This is a genomic window from Mesorhizobium sp. ArgA1 (assembly GCF_053714375.1).
In genome coordinates, this window is the sequence record NZ_JBSKBQ010000012.1 from 24,278 (window position 1) to 41,213 (window position 16,936).

Annotated in this window: 18 protein-coding genes and 2 pseudogenes; 10 read left to right on the forward strand and 10 right to left on the reverse strand. The window is 58.0% G+C overall.

Annotated features, from left to right (window positions below; all coding sequences use genetic code 11):
• Nucleotides 1-39: 39 nt before the first annotated feature.
• The gene (locus tag ACWGTI_RS22760; RefSeq protein WP_454589188.1) at nt 40-1,596 is read right to left on the reverse strand and encodes an FAD-dependent oxidoreductase; all 1,557 of its coding nucleotides are present in this window, start codon (nt 1,594-1,596) and stop codon (nt 40-42) included.
• Between the two features lie 9 nt (nt 1,597-1,605).
• Nucleotides 1,606-2,112, reverse strand: coding sequence for a YciE/YciF ferroxidase family protein (locus ACWGTI_RS22765; protein WP_454589189.1), 507 nt, complete (start codon nt 2,110-2,112; stop codon nt 1,606-1,608).
• Between the two features lie 232 nt (nt 2,113-2,344).
• Here ACWGTI_RS22765 and ACWGTI_RS22770 point away from each other — a divergent pair, with 232 nt between their 5' ends.
• From ACWGTI_RS22770 to ACWGTI_RS22780, 3 genes are all read left to right on the forward strand, one after another.
• A complete protein-coding gene (locus ACWGTI_RS22770; protein WP_454589190.1) occupies nt 2,345-2,680 on the forward strand; it encodes a hypothetical protein in 336 nt (111 codons plus the stop codon).
• Entirely contained in the window at nt 2,677-2,868 is a 192-nt protein-coding gene (locus ACWGTI_RS22775) for a hypothetical protein (RefSeq protein ID WP_454589191.1), read from the forward strand. Before ACWGTI_RS22770 ends, ACWGTI_RS22775 begins: the two co-directional genes overlap by 4 nt.
• Nucleotides 2,869-3,243: 375 nt before the next feature.
• Entirely contained in the window at nt 3,244-3,477 is a 234-nt protein-coding gene (locus tag ACWGTI_RS22780; RefSeq protein ID WP_454589192.1) for a hypothetical protein, read from the forward strand.
• Nucleotides 3,478-3,726: 249 nt separating this feature from the next.
• Here ACWGTI_RS22780 and ACWGTI_RS22785 read toward each other — a convergent pair whose 3' ends face one another.
• The 3 genes and pseudogenes from ACWGTI_RS22785 to ACWGTI_RS22795 all read right to left on the reverse strand — a co-directional run bounded on the left by ACWGTI_RS22785 (nt 3,727) and on the right by ACWGTI_RS22795 (nt 5,483).
• Nucleotides 3,727-4,569: a hypothetical protein gene (locus ACWGTI_RS22785; protein WP_454589193.1), complete on the reverse strand. Its 843-nt coding sequence runs from the start codon at nt 4,567-4,569 to the stop codon at nt 3,727-3,729.
• 274 nt (nt 4,570-4,843) lie between these two features.
• Nucleotides 4,844-5,046, reverse strand: a pseudogene (locus tag ACWGTI_RS22790) (DUF768 domain-containing protein); the annotation flags it as partial.
• Between the two features lie 200 nt (nt 5,047-5,246).
• The gene (locus ACWGTI_RS22795) at nt 5,247-5,483 is read right to left on the reverse strand and encodes a hypothetical protein (protein WP_454589194.1); all 237 of its coding nucleotides are present in this window, start codon (nt 5,481-5,483) and stop codon (nt 5,247-5,249) included.
• A gap of 533 nt (nt 5,484-6,016) precedes the next feature.
• Here ACWGTI_RS22795 and ACWGTI_RS22800 point away from each other — a divergent pair.
• Together ACWGTI_RS22800 and ACWGTI_RS22805 are read left to right on the forward strand one after the other, a co-directional pair.
• Nucleotides 6,017-6,241, forward strand: coding sequence for a hypothetical protein (locus ACWGTI_RS22800; protein ID WP_454589195.1), 225 nt, complete (start codon nt 6,017-6,019; stop codon nt 6,239-6,241).
• A gap of 129 nt (nt 6,242-6,370) precedes the next feature.
• A complete protein-coding gene (locus tag ACWGTI_RS22805) occupies nt 6,371-6,598 on the forward strand; it encodes a hypothetical protein (protein WP_454589196.1) in 228 nt (75 codons plus the stop codon).
• A gap of 20 nt (nt 6,599-6,618) precedes the next feature.
• Here ACWGTI_RS22805 and ACWGTI_RS22810 read toward each other — a convergent pair whose 3' ends face one another.
• The 3 genes from ACWGTI_RS22810 to ACWGTI_RS22820 all read right to left on the reverse strand — a co-directional run bounded on the left by ACWGTI_RS22810 (nt 6,619) and on the right by ACWGTI_RS22820 (nt 7,974).
• Nucleotides 6,619-6,780: a hypothetical protein gene (locus tag ACWGTI_RS22810; protein WP_454589197.1), complete on the reverse strand. Its 162-nt coding sequence runs from the start codon at nt 6,778-6,780 to the stop codon at nt 6,619-6,621.
• A 37-nt stretch (nt 6,781-6,817) separates the two neighbouring features.
• Nucleotides 6,818-7,195, reverse strand: coding sequence for a response regulator (locus ACWGTI_RS22815; RefSeq protein WP_454589198.1), 378 nt, complete (start codon nt 7,193-7,195; stop codon nt 6,818-6,820).
• A 395-nt stretch (nt 7,196-7,590) separates the two neighbouring features.
• On the reverse strand, nt 7,591-7,974 hold the full coding sequence (locus tag ACWGTI_RS22820; RefSeq protein WP_454589199.1) for a hypothetical protein: 384 nt from the start codon (nt 7,972-7,974) through the stop codon (nt 7,591-7,593).
• Nucleotides 7,975-8,654: 680 nt separating this feature from the next.
• On the opposite strand from ACWGTI_RS22820, the gene ACWGTI_RS22825 reads away from it, so the two are divergent.
• From ACWGTI_RS22825 to ACWGTI_RS22840, 4 genes and pseudogenes are all read left to right on the forward strand, one after another.
• Entirely contained in the window at nt 8,655-9,080 is a 426-nt protein-coding gene (locus tag ACWGTI_RS22825) for a hypothetical protein (protein ID WP_454589200.1), read from the forward strand.
• A 225-nt stretch (nt 9,081-9,305) separates the two neighbouring features.
• A pseudogene (locus ACWGTI_RS22830) lies at nt 9,306-10,177 on the forward strand (alpha/beta fold hydrolase).
• A gap of 103 nt (nt 10,178-10,280) precedes the next feature.
• Nucleotides 10,281-12,071 (forward strand): PAS domain S-box protein, encoded by a 1,791-nt coding sequence (locus ACWGTI_RS22835; protein ID WP_454589201.1) that lies wholly within the window; start codon nt 10,281-10,283, stop codon nt 12,069-12,071.
• 154 nt (nt 12,072-12,225) lie between these two features.
• Nucleotides 12,226-12,579 carry a hypothetical protein gene (locus ACWGTI_RS22840; protein WP_454589202.1) on the forward strand — a complete coding sequence of 118 codons (354 nt, stop codon included), beginning with the start codon at nt 12,226-12,228 and terminating at the stop codon, nt 12,577-12,579.
• 155 nt (nt 12,580-12,734) lie between these two features.
• On the opposite strand, the gene ACWGTI_RS22845 is transcribed toward ACWGTI_RS22840, so the two are convergent.
• Nucleotides 12,735-14,759, reverse strand: a complete 2,025-nt coding sequence (locus tag ACWGTI_RS22845; RefSeq protein WP_454589203.1) for a sensor histidine kinase — start codon at nt 14,757-14,759, stop codon at nt 12,735-12,737.
• A 318-nt stretch (nt 14,760-15,077) separates the two neighbouring features.
• The gene (locus ACWGTI_RS22850; RefSeq protein WP_454589204.1) at nt 15,078-15,563 is read right to left on the reverse strand and encodes a DUF427 domain-containing protein; all 486 of its coding nucleotides are present in this window, start codon (nt 15,561-15,563) and stop codon (nt 15,078-15,080) included.
• 612 nt (nt 15,564-16,175) lie between these two features.
• Between ACWGTI_RS22850 and ACWGTI_RS22855 the strand changes: the two genes are divergently transcribed.
• Entirely contained in the window at nt 16,176-16,847 is a 672-nt protein-coding gene (locus ACWGTI_RS22855; protein WP_454589205.1) for a hypothetical protein, read from the forward strand.
• Nucleotides 16,848-16,936 lie beyond the last annotated feature (89 nt).

Below are 16,936 nucleotides of genomic sequence, written 5' to 3' on the forward strand. Positions count from 1 at the left end.
GTGACCTTCTCGACCATGTGCTTCCCCTTTCGACCGGCATCACACTTGCCTTGCCCCCGCCTTGTCGACCAACGCTAGGGGTAGCACCGCTGGCCCATTGAGGACTGTGCCATCCAGAGCAAAATGTGAGCCATGGCATGAGCAATCCCAGCACTGCTCGGTAGAATTCCAGGCGACTTCGCATCCCGAGTGGGTGCAGGTGGCCAAATGAAGATGGAGCTTTCCGTGGAGATCGCGACAGGCGGCAATCTTGCGCACGCCGTCGCGAAGGATCCCGCCTTGGCCCGGCTCAAGCTCATCCGTTGACTTCACATCGCCAGGTAGTGCGTAGCCGGCGAGATTTTTGACAGCCGACAGATTTTCCCGAACATAATTGATCACAGCCGAGGGTGTCTTTCGCGATGGCTCATAAACCGCTGCCCACGGGTTTGGTCTATCGGAAATCAGATCCTTCAGGAGCACGCCGGAAAGCGCGCCATGCGTCATGCCCTGTCCGGAGTCGCCGGTGACCACATAGAGAGACCTGCTGCCGGGGTTGAGGCCGATGAAGGCGCAATAATCGATCGTGTCGAGAACTTGCCCGGACCAGCGGGCCACCTCTTTGCCTAGGGTTGGAACGAGGGAACGTATCCATGCCTCGATCGCCTCAAAGCGGATGTCGCCATCATCGGCTTCGCCGGATTTGTGATCGGCGCCACCGGCGATAAGATAATCGACGGAGCCCGGACCTGGATTCATCCGTACGTAATGATAGGGGTCGCCGGTGTCCCAGAACAGCGCATCCGGGAGATGGCCGCGCGGCAGGGTCAATGCCATCGCATAAGTGCGATAGGGAGACATTTTGGTGTGAAGTTGCAAGCCAGCGTTGATTGGCGAATTCGTGGCGACCACCGCCGATGCCGCTTCGATCACACCGCCATTCTCCGTCGAGACCCGCACGCCGCCCTCCCGCAATTCCTCGACGGAGATCACGGGGCTGTTGGCAAACATGCGGCCGCCTTTGTCGCGGATCGCCGTGGCTAGGCCACGGAGATAGCGAAGCGGGTGGAAGGTGGCCTGGTTGGGATAACGGAGTACAGGCGCCGTTTCGAAACCCTTCAGAGGCACGCCCGTCACCAACTCGGCAGCCGCTCTCACCTTTCGCGCCGCATCGAATTCCTGCTTGCGCTGATCCCGGGCTTCTTTCGGCCCGACCCCCATCGCGGGAAAAAGAAAGGCATCCAGCCGTCGAAAATTGCAATCGATCGCCAGCTCTTCGACATTCTGCTGGATGCGCGCGACGGCAGCTTCCTGGCTTTCCTGGAAAAGCCCTGCGGTCTCTTCGCCGCGCAGGTTGATCAGCGCGCTCAGGCCGTCATCGCAAATCGGCGCCAGATGCGCTGTCGTCCGCGATGTCATACCGCCGGCGATCGGACCGCGATCGATAACGATCACCTTCTGCCCAATACTGGCAAGCTCGTACGCGACCGACAGCCCGGCGATCCCGGATCCAATAATCACAGTATCGCAGCTCTGTTTTCCCAAGAATTTCGGCGCATCAGGATAGACGTCGATCTTCATCCAGAGCGATCGGGTTTGTTCACCACGCGCGTTCATCTAAAGACCTTAGCCAGCGGCCTTCGCGTTGACCTTTCGCTCAGCTATCCCGGTCAGCTTCTTGTCGGCTGCTTTTTCCTCATTGAGTGTCGTGGTGAGAAGCCGGGCGACGGCCTCCTTTCCGCTCTCCTTCGCCCAGGCGATGAGAGTCCCGTAGCGAGTGATTTCATAATGTTCGACGGCCTGCGCTGCGGTGATCAAGGCGGCGTCGAGCACCTTCTTCTCGGCAACCTCGCCGGCGATCTCGTTGGCTTCCTTGATGATGCCATCGATCGCCGGGCAGGTCGTTCCCTTCGGCTTTTCGCCGATCAACTCGAAGGCCTGCTCAAGACGTTGGACGTGTTTTTCCGTCTCATCGAGGTGCGCTTTGAAAGCCGCCATCAGATCTCGGTTGGTTGCCTTTTCGACCATGTCGGGGAGCGCCTTCAGGATTTGCTGCTCCGCATAATAGATGTCCTGCAGAACGTGCAGGAACAAATCGTCCATAGTCTTGATGTCCTTCGTAAACAGGCCCATGGCGCGCTCCCCAATTGGATTGCTGAAAGATCTGAGCAGAACGCGTAGCGTGACCGTCCGTTCCGGCCGCCGGCGGCTTGATGACTGCACCAGCTTGACCGCCGCTGCCCACGCCACAGGAACGAATGTCGTCTTCTTTCGTTGCGGCTTCTCGCGCCGATGTCCGGCTCGCCTTTATCGAGGGAAGTCTCCGCGCGCAGGCGCGAGATTGAAAAGGCAATCATCAGCATGCGTGGCTGCCAGCGGCGTGGCCCAGCAGCATTTCGCAAATCCACCTATGACTGGCGGCGGCACCGGTATGTCTGTCTATAAGGGCGACATGAAAACGACAGCGACGTATGATTCGGCGGCAGGGACTTTCACGCTCGTGAAAGACCAATGGCGAGGGACGTTCCCGATTGCCGATCTGCCGGGATGGATCGCCTTCTATCGCCAGCAACAGCATAAGTACCCGGATCATGCAGCATCGTATGCAAGCGACGTAGAAGCGCTCGAGGCCCTTGCCGCCAATCTCTGCGAGTTTGGCAGTCAGGAACAAGCAGGGGCCGCCGAAGTTGAGAGCGGATGAAAAGCTATGTGGTTGAAGAGATGGCCGGCGATGCACCGGTTTGGCAACGCACTGTCATAGCCAACTCGCCGTGGGAGGCCGCGACAGTCGGGACCAAGAGGGAAGTCAAGGCTCGCCGTGACGAAGCGCGATGGGTGCGCGTCACCGACGAGAAAAATCGTACAGTGTCTAAATACGCGTTCAGGTGAACCCAGTGGATACTGACCCGGCGTTCACCATGCCCGTTGCCGGCTGGCGGCGCCGACGTAGCGGGGCTGGCCGCTGGTCGTCAATTTGCGCCGGCACCTTGAGAAGAAGAGATGCGAGCGGTCGGCTCTAACAGGCGGTGAAAGCCATTAAGACAAGCCGTCTTGTAAAATCCATCAGCCTTGAGTGATCGAGTGAACCGATCAAGCTCACCGACGGCGTAGCGCAGACTGCGCGGAAGCGCGCGACCGACGGGACACATATGCGAACAGGGCGCAAGAAAGAAGCGGGCCGGGCCTTCGCGAAGGGAGCCGTCGCACTATTTCTGTTTCGAGCGTCGTGGTGACGTCGAACGCTTTTTTGTGAAGGCACAACCAATGGCCAAAAAACCGAACCACGAGATCCTTCCGGCCGTCAGGGGGGTGACGATCGATCTAGACAACAAGGACAGCCCAAGCGCTTGTCTTGTTGGCCTGCTAACCGAGGACGGCACCAAATCCTTTATGCTCAGCCCGCAAGGCGCCAATACGCTGATGGTGGCGCTGCACACCTTCCTCGATCGCGTCGACGGCAAGGGTGTGTCGAGAACGCCCACCAAGCGCGCGAACTAAACGCCGAGTTGGGCCCTGAAATTCTGCACGAGTCCGTCAATCTCGGATACGTTTTGTGCATGGCGTCGGCCGCGCGGAGGAAGTCGCTTCGGATCTGGTCCAGGTGTTCTTCCAAGCGCATCAACTGGGGACGATTGGGCCGGACGAACGATGAGGAAGCCACATTCGCGATGAACTGACCTTCGCGCAGGTTGGCTCGGTGGCTTGAGGCCTGCAAGCCGTTTTGTTAGCAACTGAACCGCAACGGGGTCATTCAGCGGGGGTCAGGCCCTTAAGGACATAGTTTTCGCGTGCGACCTGGCCATGACGTATTACCCGCTTTACTGACCCAACCATCGTCGCATCGACCCCGACGAGCTCTCTGTTCCATCGCTCAAGATCAGCCGCTGTCCAAGCCGGATCGACCCTTCCTTTCAGAGCCTCCCCCGCGATCGCGCAAAATTCAAATTGATGGGCACCTGGAAGAACTCCCGAAAGCCGCCCTTTGAGAGTTACTTGGTCCTCTTCGATAGAGGTCCCACTCGCCCTCTCGGCGCCGCGCGCAACGGACTGGCTTCCTAGTTGGTATTCATTCTCTCCAGCCACCATCCGCAAAGTCGCTCCGTGCTGGCGCATTAGCTCGAAGAACACTCGCATGGTCGCTAATATCCGTTGGTCCGCTTCTACAACCGTGGCTTGGAAGCGCTCCTCGTCCGCCTGCCCCAAAACGTCAAGTAGCTTGGAAGCTTCCTCGACAGCCTCTTTGAGATTGGTGTCCGATAACCGATCGTGATCCCGAACTTCTTCCAAGAGGAATCCGAACGAGCCCGTTACGACGTTTGTAATATGCATCGCACCTGCGGCCTTGTTCACAACAGCGCCTTTCCCACCTAGGCCCGAGGTGTTTTTAGCAAGGACTCTTGCGACGAGGTCTTGAAAGGTCGCAACAGCGCCTGCGCCGAACTCTGCCTCAACGCCCCTGGATCCAGAGACCGGGTCGCCGCCAAAAAGCAATGCCACCGACGCGTGTGTCTCTGCCAGCACTTTACCTTCCGCAGCTATCTCAGCGTCAAGTTCTTGGAGCCGCGATTCCAGCCTAAGCCGTGTCAGCACATCGGCTTCCGTAGTGCGATCTAGCAAGGCGGCAACGGCCGCTCGATCGGCCTTAGAGTGGTCTCGTGTGCCGGCCAGCCCTTGCAAGGGGCGTTTTCTCAGCCTCCTCGCTCGTGCTTCGTCAGTATCAGCTGGTGTCGAGGTCTTAAGTTCGCGCGAATCCACCTGTATCCCCCGCCAATCTCTGCATCACCAATGCATTCAGCCTCGGCCCCGGTGACGAGGTGCTTTTGGGCTCCCTCCAAAGGTGGAAAAATCTAACCGCTCGCTTGCTCATTCCGGGCACAATCGCATCGTCCAAGACGCGGTACAGGCTCGACACCTCCCCGTCGATCTCAGAGCGCTTGATGCCACCCGACTGGCGTCTGCACTGACCTTGTGGGTAAGCTCGTCCAGCGAAACGACATCAGCCGTGGCCGTCTCGGGGATGTTGATTGCGATCCACTTGTCCAGGAAATTGATGCCGCGTGTGCTCATGGAGGCTTAAGCTCAGTCGCGAAACTAGGTTCCTGTCGCCTTTTGATTTAGGTGGTTCACAGATGTGATTGCCGGCGCTGCAGACGAGCATGCGGTCGCCAGTCGTGTCAGCCCCCACCGAGGTGGCATTAGCAGATGCGGCAAAGCGCGGTTGCCGCCATCTGGGCGTCGATCAGGGATTGCAGCGTCAGTTTTGCCAGTCATTCAGGCGCCCGCTCGGCGGACTCCAAAGACGAGGTGTCGATCTCCGCTTCCATCGTGTCGCGGACGGGCTTCAGTGCGCCGCCGATGGGCTCACCATCGAACCCCTGCAGCCAAGCGTCAGCGAACTCCTGCCAGTATTCAGGCACCGTGCGCTCCTTGCCGTCCTTGTTCGCCTGAACGCCATACATCCAGGCATAGGTGACGCGCTCCTGGTCCTTCTTGGCAACGGCCATTATTCTTCCTCCCTGAAATCCTGCAACGAAGCGTGGCGCAAATCCTCCTCGCCGCGCAAGTGCTTTACGCGCCCGATGCCCCCCGCTTTATCCAATGAGTCGCCGGTCTTTTCATGCCCTTGGAAGCGGGGCGTGGTCTTGGACGCGCAGCCATAGCCGCTCAGCCGCCTACAAGGATGTGAACCGGCTGATCAAATCATCTTCATGGAAAAGCACAGCCTGCGCGGGAAGCGGCCGAAGTCCTGCTGCGAAGCAACGGGCCATCACGGTCTCGTTGCGACCACGCGGTAGCTGCTTATGTCCAATTTCAACACCTGCGGTAGGCGAGGCTAAAACTACCCGCGCCGTTATCGATGGAGGCCGATACCTGAGGGCGGTTCCTGGCGGCTCCGGCAAATCCCTACCGTCTGCGCTGGCGGCTCCGGCAAACCCCCTACCCAAGGCCTGTGTCGCTAACGTGGATTCCCGAAATGCTTTTGGCTCGGAACAAATCTTCCTGTGGCGAAGTTGATTTTGAAGTGGCGGAGACTTCCATGCCGAAATACGAGATCGACGAAATGAGAGACGGCGAGTCTGTCTCGCATCATACCAGCGAGGGGGAAACGCCCTCTCTAGCATTGGGGAACGTCGTGGCCGGACCGTTTGTGGTCAGAACGACAGAGCAACATTGGTTCCGGGTCGTCGACGAGGCGCAGTCCCGCGTCTTCCACTACGCGACGATAGCCGAAATGGCACCGCCGCCGAGGATCAAATCCTAAAGCGACCCTCATTTGGTGTTGCGCGCAATGCGCATGAGTATAACTTAGCAAAGTCGCCTCGATCCAGCACGGCACGAGGCGCTTGGAAGCGGTCACCATGCTTTCGCCCATCCTGGGGAGAGAAAGCACGTGAACAAGCCCGCATCTGTTTCAGCCAATGCCTATGACTTCCTGACGATCACCAATGTCGTGCGGGAAATGCGGGATATATATCCGGCCAGCTTGGCTCCAAAATTGGTGGCTGAAGTCTTCAACGACCTGCATCCCGGCCAAATCTGCCCAGCCGATCTAATCGACGCCGTGCTGAAGGCAGCGGAATGCCAAAGCCATCGAGACAAGCTGGACAGTGCTCAATGATGCCTGAACGGGGGAGGCTCTCAGGCCTTTTTCATGATCCGAGCCTCTCGCGCGATCGAGGCATAGTTGTAGCCGACCAGGGAAATTATGTCTCGTACTTGGGCCTCGGTGATCCCCAGCTCGCGCGCATATTTCCGAACAATTTCGGCTTTTGGATCCAATGGTTTGGGCTCGTCGGTCATCAGCGTTTCCGATCTCTCGGAACACTCAAGACCCCCCTTAAGTTCCCCTTTTGCGCGAAAAGGCCGATTGCGGCAGCATGCGATTGACCACGTCGACGAGGTCAGGGGTGCCGCCAGGTTTCTTGACCACCGTGCCCTGCAGGAAGACCTCGTCGATCTCGTCGGTAAGCAATGCAGTGTGGACGATGAATGGTACGCCCTGTACCGCGAGCTTTGTAGCGGCCTGTGTACATTCGCCGTCGGTGAGGCGCACGTCGAGCACGGCGATGTCGGGGCAATGGTCGGAGAGGAACTCGGAAGCCTCTTTGCAAGACGTCGCAATGAAGATTGCAAACCCAGCTTCGACCAGCTCGAACTCCAGATCCAGGGCGATCATTGGTTCGTCTTCGACGATCAGAACGACGGGCCTTTTCATGGAAAAGACGGGCCTCCCCGATACCTGCTGCGTCAGCGCCTAGGGACTGACGGCGCTTCTGTCAAACACATATGAGATAGGGACGCATTGCACTTTCAGGCAAGTGTCTTCGCGCCTTGCCGACTGCTATTTTAGCACGTGGTTATATGTTCATTGCCCGGGGGGCACTTGAAGCGGTATCGCGTTGAAGAGATTGAATTCGATGAGGTCGTCTCGACACAGACGATCGAAGCCAACACGCCGTTCGAAGCAGCGGCTCGCGCCAGTCGCCGAACGGTCACCTTGCGAAGGGGAGAGGCAGCCTGGATCAAGGTTACGCAAACTGAGCTACCCCAAGGCCGCGACAGTCGCCGGCCTACCGAATATGAGTATCACGGGCTTGGGAAGCGGGCACTTTAATGCGAAAGCTTCATTTTGCGCGTGGACTTCAGAAGCGTGTGCGCAGCTGGCGACAACATTGCCTGGAAAGCGGCCCTCTGTTCCCTCAATCGGAAGGTCTTCGCCTCTCTTGAAATACGCTCGGCATCCATGATGTGACGGGACTCCCGATCGGCCCGGTCAAGTCTATCCTTGTCCAAGAAACGCCGCTTCAATTGCTTCGGTCCTCCGCCGAGGATGGCGACAATCAATTCCGGGTCGGTGTCGTTCGAGCCAGTTACGGCGCCCACCAGATCCTCAACAGCGTAAACCCATCTATGTTCAGGCAAGCCCTCGCTCACCATCTGTCGAAAACAATCCTTTATTATTGAAAACTCGAAGGCGGAAATTTCGTCGTCCATTCGCTGAGCCATCGAAAGCTCCAGTTTGGGGCGGGAGCACAATGGAACTCTCAAGCGCCAGAGCCCTGTTCAATATCTAGCGATGCCTGCAACAATAGAGCAGGGTGGCAGCCTGTCGCCCACATTTGTTAGGTCGAAGGTAACTAGCGTGCAAAAACGACGGCCCGCGCCACTGGTGAGGGAAACGCGGGCCGTCCGACTGTCTTGCGGACCACTCGACAGCGGGAGGAGTATGACGTCGAACCGCTGCCTCACATCAACCTACCGATCTCCCCCCTGTTCCGCGACGCCAACAAAAATCCAAATCTACAAAATGCCCGCCTGTCCGACGGCCAGCGGGCAGAGCCCTCATGGAGTCATCGCACTGAACGGGCCGGGGCAACAAATGAATTGCGTCGGCGTCGAGATGCTCAAGGCAACCGGCAAATAGTCTCGTGCGGCCGAGCTCCGGCATATGAAGGAGGCCCGCACCGCTGGCGTTGCGATGCGGGCCGGCAAAGAGCGAATTCCCTTGGCCGCAGCGCTGCAGCGAAAAAACCAGCGGTTGAATATCAGGTTCCAGAGCGCATCAAAAAGCCTGCCGAGTCTGGAGTACCCGGCAGGCTTTTCGGGAGTGTCGGAGGGTTGTTAATCCGCGCCCCAGCCCTCAATGCCGCATGTCGCGTCAGGTTCCGTGAGCCATGAAAAAGCCCGCCCGCCCGCCGGAGCGAGCGGACCTCGTAGACGCGATGTGTGAAACCCTTAACCGCTTTGCGCGAGTACTGGCGAAAGAGTCAGACATATTTTTTGTGTTTCCATTGGAATTTTTTTCAGGCCATCGCGTTAAGACAGCGTGGCGGAAACGGGATTTAGAAATGCAGGGGTTCGATAGGCTTGAAGCACTTATCGATTCAGGGGAAACGCAGTTCGCCTTGTCAGAGGCTCGATCTTTGAAGCATCAGATCGCGCCCTCGTCGTCGGTGATTTCAGGCGCCTTTGACGACTTCCTGGTCGACCTGATGACGTTGGCCTTTGTCGCAGAGGGGTTCAACAGTCAGGTAACTGAGGCAGTTCGCAAGCTGGCTCGCCGAAGGCTGTCCAGGATCAGGGTGCTGACGATGAATTGAAAATGGCTCTAAGGCGCAACGATCGCCGCCGGATCAAGCCCGAGCCCCCAGCCCAGCCCAACGGCGTGTTGATCGTCGCGATAGACTGCGGGCCGATCTGGAGCGAGCAAGCGTGCGCGGGCTGCATCTCATGTGCGTGCCTTGGTTGGCCTAGCGCCTGCGGTCAGAACCATTGCAGGTCTCGAGAGTTTCCTTCTCGGTTTAGATCTCCTTTGGGGCTCGCAGATGTTCGAAAATTTCGTCCTTGAGAGAGTTGAAACTGAGCGCGGGCCGATCAGGGTACGGCATGGAGGTTCTGGGCCGCCACTGCTTCTCATCCATGGACATCCCCGATCGCATATGACCTGGGGGCAGGTTGCGGACTTGCTATCCGCAGACTTTCGCGTCGTATGTCCCGACCTTCCGGGATTCGGCTGCTCCTACCAACCGGTAGACGATCCGAACAGTAGGTTTTCATCGAAGCGGGAGAAGTCCCTTGCGCTGGTGGAACTGATGGAACGGCTGGGCCATCACGGCTTTTTCGTCGCGGGGCATGATCGTGGCAGTCTAGTCGCCTTCAGAATGGCAATGGATCATTCCACGGTGGTGCGAAAGCTGATTGTTGTGGACGGGCTGCCCGTTCTTGAGCATCTGGAACGTACTGACTGGCAATTCGCCCGCGACTGGTTCCACTGGTTCTTCTTCGCGCAGCCCGAAAAACCAGAACGGGCCATACTGGCCGACCCTATGGCCTGGTACGGCACCCTGCGACCGGAGCCCATGGGACGCGAGGCCTATGACGATTTGATGTCGCTCCTTCATGATCCCGATGTAGTCCATGGCATGGTTGAGGACTATCGTGCTGGCATAAAGATTGACCATCATCATGACCGCGAGGATCGAGCGGCTGGTCGAAAGGTCCGCTGTCCAATGCTCTGCCTCTGGTCGCTCGACGACGACCTCGAGCAGATCTACGGGGACCCAGTAGAGATTTGGAAGCGCTGGGCCGGGGAAGTACGCGGCTACGGAATCAAGAGCGGCACCACATCGCCGAAGAAAATCCCGCCGCTCTCGCAGCGGCCTTAAGGGATTTTTGTAGTCAGTCCAGACTGGCTTAGGATCCGCGGCGCCGTTTTGGGCAGGCTCAAGTCCACTCCGGTGATCCATGGAACGAATTTACCCGTCCTCCGTTTGCAGAGGTTTAGCTGAAAAGGGATTGGGATGAGCGAACGACCGCTGAGCAACGTTGTCGCCTTTGAGGATTGTGAAACTTCTCAGAACGGCCGGGACTTTGATTATAGGGACTTCTTTGAGAACGGTGCCGTTGCACTCCATCTGGTCAGCGCGGATGGTATCATTCTGCACGCCAACAAGGCTGAACTCGATCTGATTGGCTACCCGGCGGAGGAATATGTCGGCCGCCACATTGCCGAGTTCTATCCTGATGCGGAGGTGATCGAAGATATTTTGGACCGCCTCATCAGCGGGGAAAATATTGCTAGGTATCCGGCGCGGTTGAGAGCTTTCGACGGGTCGATCAAGAACGTCGAAATCACGTCAAGTGGCAATTTCCGCGATGGCAAACTGATCAACACGAGATGCTTCACCGTCGATGTGACCGACCTGGAGCGAACCCGCAGCGAGTTGAGGCACAAGGACCATGCCTATCATCAGATTTTGGATGCGCTTCCAGTCGCCGTCTATACCACCGACCCACATGGGACGATCACCTATTACAATCGCGCCGCTGCTGAGCTTGCGGGCCGGGAGCCCGAAATCGGCAAGGACAAATGGTGCGTCACATTCAAGCTGTTTACGCCCGACGGCAACGAACTGCCGCATGACGAATGCCCGATGGCGATTGCGCTTAAAGAGAACCGGCCTGTCCACAACCAGCGGGCGATAGCTCAACGACCAGACGGGTCCTTCTTCCCTTTCCAGCCCTATCCAACTCCTATACGAGACGAGACGGGCAATCTGACTGGCGCGGTCAACATGCTGCTTGACCTTACCGACCGTCAGCGCGCCGAGGAGGTCCGCCATCATCTGTCAGCGATCGTGGAATCCTCGTTCGACGCAATCGTCAGCAAGGATCTGAACACGATCATCACGAGTTGGAATCACGGTGCCGAACGGCTGTTCGGCTACAAAGCCGAGGAGGCCATCGGGCGATCGGTGACGATGTTAATCCCGGATGACCTTCAGGACGAGGAACCCCGTATCATTGAACGCATCCGCCGCGGCGAACGGGTCGAGAGCTTCGAAACAGTTAGGAAGCGAAAGGATGGTAGCCTCTTCCCGGTATCGCTGACGATATCGCCTGTGCGCAACGCGGCCGGTCAGATCATCGGTGCGTCGAAGATCGCCCGAGATATCACCTCAGCGAAAGAGAGCGAGCATCGCATTCGGATGCTGATGCGCGAGGTCAACCATCGGGTCAAAAACCAATATTCCGTGATTCTCTCGATGATCAGGGAAACCAACAAACGAGCCGAAAATCCAGCAATGTTCGAACGGCAGGTTCGTGAGAGGATCATGGCTCTGTCACGCTCGCACGATCTGCTTGTTACGGGCGACTGGAAGGGCGTCACCGTTTTCGAACTTCTGCTGTCGCAGGCCAAACCATTTGGCGATGAGGGCCGAATTTCCATGTCTGGAGCCTCCGTTATTCTTAATCCCAATGCGGTACAGTATCTCGGGATCGCGTTTCACGAACTGGCCACCAATTCAGCCAAATACGGGGTGCTGTCGGGAGATGATGGATCGATTTCGGTCAGATGGGACCTCTTGGGGTCGGGCGCCCAGCGGGTATTCCAGCTTACCTGGAGTGAAACAGATGGCCCAAGGGTCCAGGCCATTGGTCAAGGTGGGTTTGGAACTGTGGTGCTGAAGCGGGTTGCTCCCGAGGCGGTTGGAGGCAAAGGTAATCTCGATTATGGCGAGCATGGAATCGTGTGGACGTTGGAAGCACCACTATCTGCGGTGGAGGCCTCAATTGCCGCCGAGGGTTAAGAATGGGAAGGCTCCGTAGACCGTCACCGCTTCCCCCCAGGCGTAGAGGGGGGCTCGGTGTTGCTGCGGCCTGCGATCCAACTTGACGTCGAGTATTTGCGGTGAGGTAGCCCGTGAACGCCGTTGCTGTGGAATGATGATGGATCCGGTCTGCGTGACGCTGATCGTGCCTGTGGAAGCCGTCACGGATGCCACGGGCGGATTCTTGGTAAAATCTCCGCCTTGCGATCCGGATATCGCGCGAGGGATTCCAAGGGCAACTCGCATTGGCTTCTCATGGACCGAGAAGAATTCGCTTGCGCGCGCGGCGGTCGTGGGGGCACCCGGAAACGTCGTTGCCTTGCCGACCGCCGGCAAGCTGATCGTTATCCGGCCAACGCCTGAGCTGGCCGATGTCGTCTTTCTCGCTTACGGCGACGAAAGGGTGAATGCAGGGGCGAGAGGCCGGTTAGAAACGACAGCGTTTCGCGAGGTAGGAAGCGCGCATATTCAGAACAGCGAAGTGTAGGTGCGAAGCGCTTCGTGACACGTTGTCCGTGGTCGACGTCGGAGACCAGCGCAAGGTCGAGCAACACCCGACGTTAAGCCTCGCTGGAGATTAGCGCATTCTCCTCTTCACACAATCTCACCGACATGGCGGCGATAGCGAATAGACGCGGGGTCCTATTCTGTCGGGCGGCGCCCAGACATGCTCACGCGAAAAACGCAAAGCAACCCCGACGGCTCGTAGCTCAGCACCACGCCGCCGATCCGCTCGTTGTCGAAGACCCGTGTCAGCAATCGAGTGCCGAAACCCTCGCGCACCACCCGTCCTACAGGTGGCCCGCCTGTTTCACGCCATTCAAGCTTCAGCATTGGCCCCTGCTCACTATCCACGGTCTCCCAGCTTATCCGGACCGTACCGGTCGAGTTCGACAGGGCACCATATTTGATGGCGTTAGTAGCAAGCTCGTGAAGTGCCAGCGCGAATGAAAGGGCGATGTTGGGTTCAAGCCAGACATCCTCTCCACCGATATGAAAGCGATCAAGCGAGGCGTGAGGCTGGACCGAGTTAATAATTAGATCGGCGAGATCGGCACCGCTCCAGTCCTTGCGCGTTAGGACGTCATGCGCCTTTGCCAGCGCGATCAATCGACTTGTTAGGGTCTTTCCTGCCGCCGGCAGATCAGCGGCATTGCGGATAGTCTGCGTGGCAATCGACTGCACCACCGCCAGCGTGTTTTTGACCCGGTGATTAAGTTCATTGACCAACAGCTGGCGTTGCTCCTCACCACGCTTCCGCTCCGAGATATCCAAGCTGATCTGCACGGCTCCAATAATCGAGCCGCCGGGGCTGAGGATGGGACGGGCACTGGTAAGCAAATGACGCTGCATACCGGACGGAAGCGTGTACGTGAATTCCTGATTGTCGATCGTCTCGCCACGCATGGCCCGACTCAAAGGACGATCTTCCCGGGAAATTGTGCGACCCTCCTTGACCGCCACGGTGTCGATGACGAGATCGGGTGTGCCGAACGATCTGCGGGTGTTGTTCGTGGGCAGCCCCATCAGGTCGGCTGCAAATCGATTTCGGATCACCTGCCGCGCTTGAGGATCGTAAGTGAACCAGACCGCCGCAGGCACCGTTTCCAACACGGTCTCCAGCTCTCTCGTCCGCTCCGCGATGGCTTTTTCGGCTTTGACCATCGCCTTTGAAATAGTCGCGAACTCTGCAACGGTCGTGGACATCGGCTCGACCTTTCTCCCGGCGCCGAGGGCATCGGCTCGGCCCGCGAGATCGATCGTAGCCTCGGTCAGCCGCTTCCCAACGATGTAGGCAAGTGCGAGAGAAATCAGCAACGCGGCAATGCCGATCCCGCCGATTGCCTCAAGCGAGCGCCACAGAGGTGCCTGCACATCTGAAAGCGGCACATTGGCTGTATAAAACCAGCCCGAATATGCCGACCGGTAATAACCGGCAAGGAGTGTCGTGCCAAAAAAGTTGCGAGACTTAAAACTGCCAGAAGAGCCGACGATCTTTTGCACATACTCAGGCAATCCTGGCTTGCCTGTCATCTCATCGTGTTGTTTGGAACGCGCAACGTAATGGCCACGGCGATCACCCACACCTACCGTCCAGCCGTCCGGGACCGCCGCCAGCATGACATCACGGATGCGGGCCGTCGGCACAGAAATCGAGAGCAGCCACTCCTTGCCGTTCGGTCCCAACACCCGTCTTGCCACCTCTACGCGATACCCATCGGAATTCTGGTTTGCGAACACATCGCTTACCAAGACGCCGACGGACTTGAGCCGCTCATGGTCCTGCGGCGCAATCGGCTTGACCGGTGGCAAATATCCGCCGACAGCAACTTTGGTGTTTGCGAGTTGATTGCCTTCGGTATCTCGCAATGAAACAATCGCGCTGGTGCCCTGAACGAGGCGGCTCGCCTGATCGTGGAACGCCTTCAGATCGCCATTTGCGATAGCGGCCGATTTTGACAGGCCGTCGATAATCGTCTGGAGATTGACAAGTTCCGCTTCGACCACAAGGGAAACCTGTCGCGCGGTCTGCAGCGCATCCTGTTCGAAGCGGCGTTGTTCATGCAGAGCATACTCTACCAGAAGGTATGCCGCGAACAGCCAGACGGGCAGGACGGCAGCCGCGATGAGACCAAGCAGATGAGCTCGAGCTGATCGACGAGGCACTTCCCCTTCCCCCTATTGGCAAGCCGAACATAGACCCCGATGCCTAAACGTAAAGATTTAGATGTTGCGAATGAACGTTCTGCTTCGAAACGTGCATATGCCGGCCAGCCAGGCATCAATGGCCAGACCGCGTAAACGCCACCAGCGTCGGCCGATGGGCGTAATCGCCGCCTAATGATCTCGGGGACTTGGTGCACTGCGTTTCCGTTGGCTCTCCGGGCAGAGAGTTCCTCCAGACGGAAAGCCGCTACTCTGAGCGGGAGTAGCGGCCTGAACGGGCCTCACGCATCGATCAGCAGCGGGTGCTTTCAGGCCGGTTTACTCGAGAACGTGCGGTGTATGACGCTTGTCCTGCGCGGGCTCGGCGTCGATTCGCGACTTTTGCGCATCGAATGCACCGTGGCCTGCAATGGCCAGTGCGCTTACCTCCGGAGTTTCAAACGCCCACATGAAATCGTCCGCCGCGCTCCCGACAGCATGTACTCGCCAAAAGGCTGCGGTCCCCTTGAGCGGGAAATTTTTCACAGTGTTGGTCTTCTCGAGCAGATCAAAGTAGATGTCCTCGAATGGTACGTAGAAAACCGGCTCCTTTCCATCCTCCTTAAGCACTTTTGCTCGGTCCGTTGCGGCGACAATCGCATCGGAAAAACGCACAGTCACCGTTCCGACAAACGGTTCAATGATGAAATTTTGGTGGTCCGAGGACGCAGCGATAGGTTCCATTTCAATCTCCTGGCTATCCTGCCGTTCTTGGTTGAGGCGCATGGAAACGAAATGCGCGGCGAACGGGTCGGGTTCCACCATCAAAAATCATAGGTGGCAAAGTTGTACGGCATCTGCACGCCGACTGATCGCGGATGCATCAGATCGCGCCGACGTCGCCATTGGTGTGCGGCACCTCTGACGGCCTAATTGACCGGATGACGCTGGCGTTCGTTGCCGAATGGCAGCGAGGCAGCTCGCAAGCTGGCTCGCCGAAGGCTGTCCAAGTTTAGGATGCTGACGATGAACTGACGGGTAGTAAGCGCCACCCGCGCGGAGGGAGATGGGCACCCCTACTCGCCCCGTTGATCACAATGGAACGCAGTCGACTTCGCAGCGTTCAGCGAGTGCCGCATGCACCTAATCCAGATGCTGCTTCCCCGAGCCGACAACGGCGGCCAGCCTTACCGCGGGAAGATTTCGATCGGGTCAAGGAGGAGCTGGCGAGCCGATTTAAGGCGTACGATCTTAAGGCGCCTGCAGAGGGCCTGTGGCGGCAAGACGCGGAATCCGACTGGCGCGACCGCCGCGCGGAACTCGAACGAAGATTTCGGCAGGACAAGGTTATCATCCGCTATTGCAACCAAAACATCACGAACACGTTGTCTGACGTCCGCAATCAGGAGGAGGATGCCGTGAACGGAATAATCTATCTTGTTGGCCTCGTCGTGGTCGTTTTGTTCATTCTATCATTTTTTGGACTTCGGTAAGATCATGGCCAAAATAGACCCAACGGAAAGCGTTGCAGTGAGCCCAAAAGTGGCGCCATCGTCCTATCTTGAATGGGGAGGAATATTTGGCGGAAGCGTCATCGCTTGCGCCATTTCTGTGGTTCTGTTGCAATTTGCGTCAAGCGCTGGTTTGGCGCTGGGTTCTCCAACTCTTCCCAACGGTGGCGCCTCTTGGAATGTGCTGGTGGCAGGGCTTTGGGTAGTGATCGTCGCCATAGCAAGTTCCGCAGCCGGTGGTTACGTAGCTGGACGAATGCGCACGCGCTGGGGCGATAGCAACGAAAGTGAAAGCGAATTCCGCGATGGCATACACGGTATCGCAGTCTGGGCTCTAGCGACCCTCGGAGCAGCGTTTTTCTTGGCGATGATTGGCGCCCACGGCGCGGCCGCCGTGGTCAATCCCGCTGACGCGCAACTCAACGAAAGCATGGTGCGCCTTTCGGCCCACATAACTGCCATATTTAGTTTCGCGACTGCTGCCGGCTCCGCGTTGGGCGCTGCGGCAGCATGGTTTGCAGCAATCACCGGTGGCGAACACCGCGATGAAGGAACCGCTTTTCACCATGTCGTACCCGTTTTATTTCGCAAGCGTTAGTGCGCGAACAATGCGCTCGTTCGGCCGGCTAAGCCAACCGTAGCTGTTCCAGGATTCGTTGAGAGAGTGCCAGCTTATCGCAAGCGTAT

Excerpts from the sequence above, each read along its gene's own strand:
- ACWGTI_RS22800 (WP_454589195.1), top strand. The coding sequence starts at position 6,017 with ATGCCGAAATACGAGATCGACGAAATGAGAGACGGCGAGTCTGTCTCG.
- ACWGTI_RS22815 (WP_454589198.1), bottom strand. The coding sequence starts at position 7,195 with ATGAAAAGGCCCGTCGTTCTGATCGTCGAAGACGAACCAATGATCGCC.
- ACWGTI_RS22795 (WP_454589194.1), bottom strand. The coding sequence starts at position 5,483 with ATGGCCGTTGCCAAGAAGGACCAGGAGCGCGTCACCTATGCCTGGATG.
- ACWGTI_RS22850 (WP_454589204.1), bottom strand. The coding sequence starts at position 15,563 with ATGGTGGAACCCGACCCGTTCGCCGCGCATTTCGTTTCCATGCGCCTC.
- ACWGTI_RS22765 (WP_454589189.1), bottom strand. The coding sequence starts at position 2,112 with ATGGGCCTGTTTACGAAGGACATCAAGACTATGGACGATTTGTTCCTG.
- ACWGTI_RS22820 (WP_454589199.1), bottom strand. The coding sequence starts at position 7,974 with ATGGACGACGAAATTTCCGCCTTCGAGTTTTCAATAATAAAGGATTGT.
- ACWGTI_RS22775 (WP_454589191.1), top strand. The coding sequence starts at position 2,677 with ATGAAAAGCTATGTGGTTGAAGAGATGGCCGGCGATGCACCGGTTTGG.
- ACWGTI_RS22780 (WP_454589192.1), top strand. The coding sequence starts at position 3,244 with ATGGCCAAAAAACCGAACCACGAGATCCTTCCGGCCGTCAGGGGGGTG.
- ACWGTI_RS22835 (WP_454589201.1), top strand. The coding sequence starts at position 10,281 with ATGAGCGAACGACCGCTGAGCAACGTTGTCGCCTTTGAGGATTGTGAA.
- ACWGTI_RS22810 (WP_454589197.1), bottom strand. The coding sequence starts at position 6,780 with ATGACCGACGAGCCCAAACCATTGGATCCAAAAGCCGAAATTGTTCGG.
- ACWGTI_RS22825 (WP_454589200.1), top strand. The coding sequence starts at position 8,655 with ATGAAAAAGCCCGCCCGCCCGCCGGAGCGAGCGGACCTCGTAGACGCG.
- ACWGTI_RS22760 (WP_454589188.1), bottom strand. The coding sequence starts at position 1,596 with ATGAACGCGCGTGGTGAACAAACCCGATCGCTCTGGATGAAGATCGAC.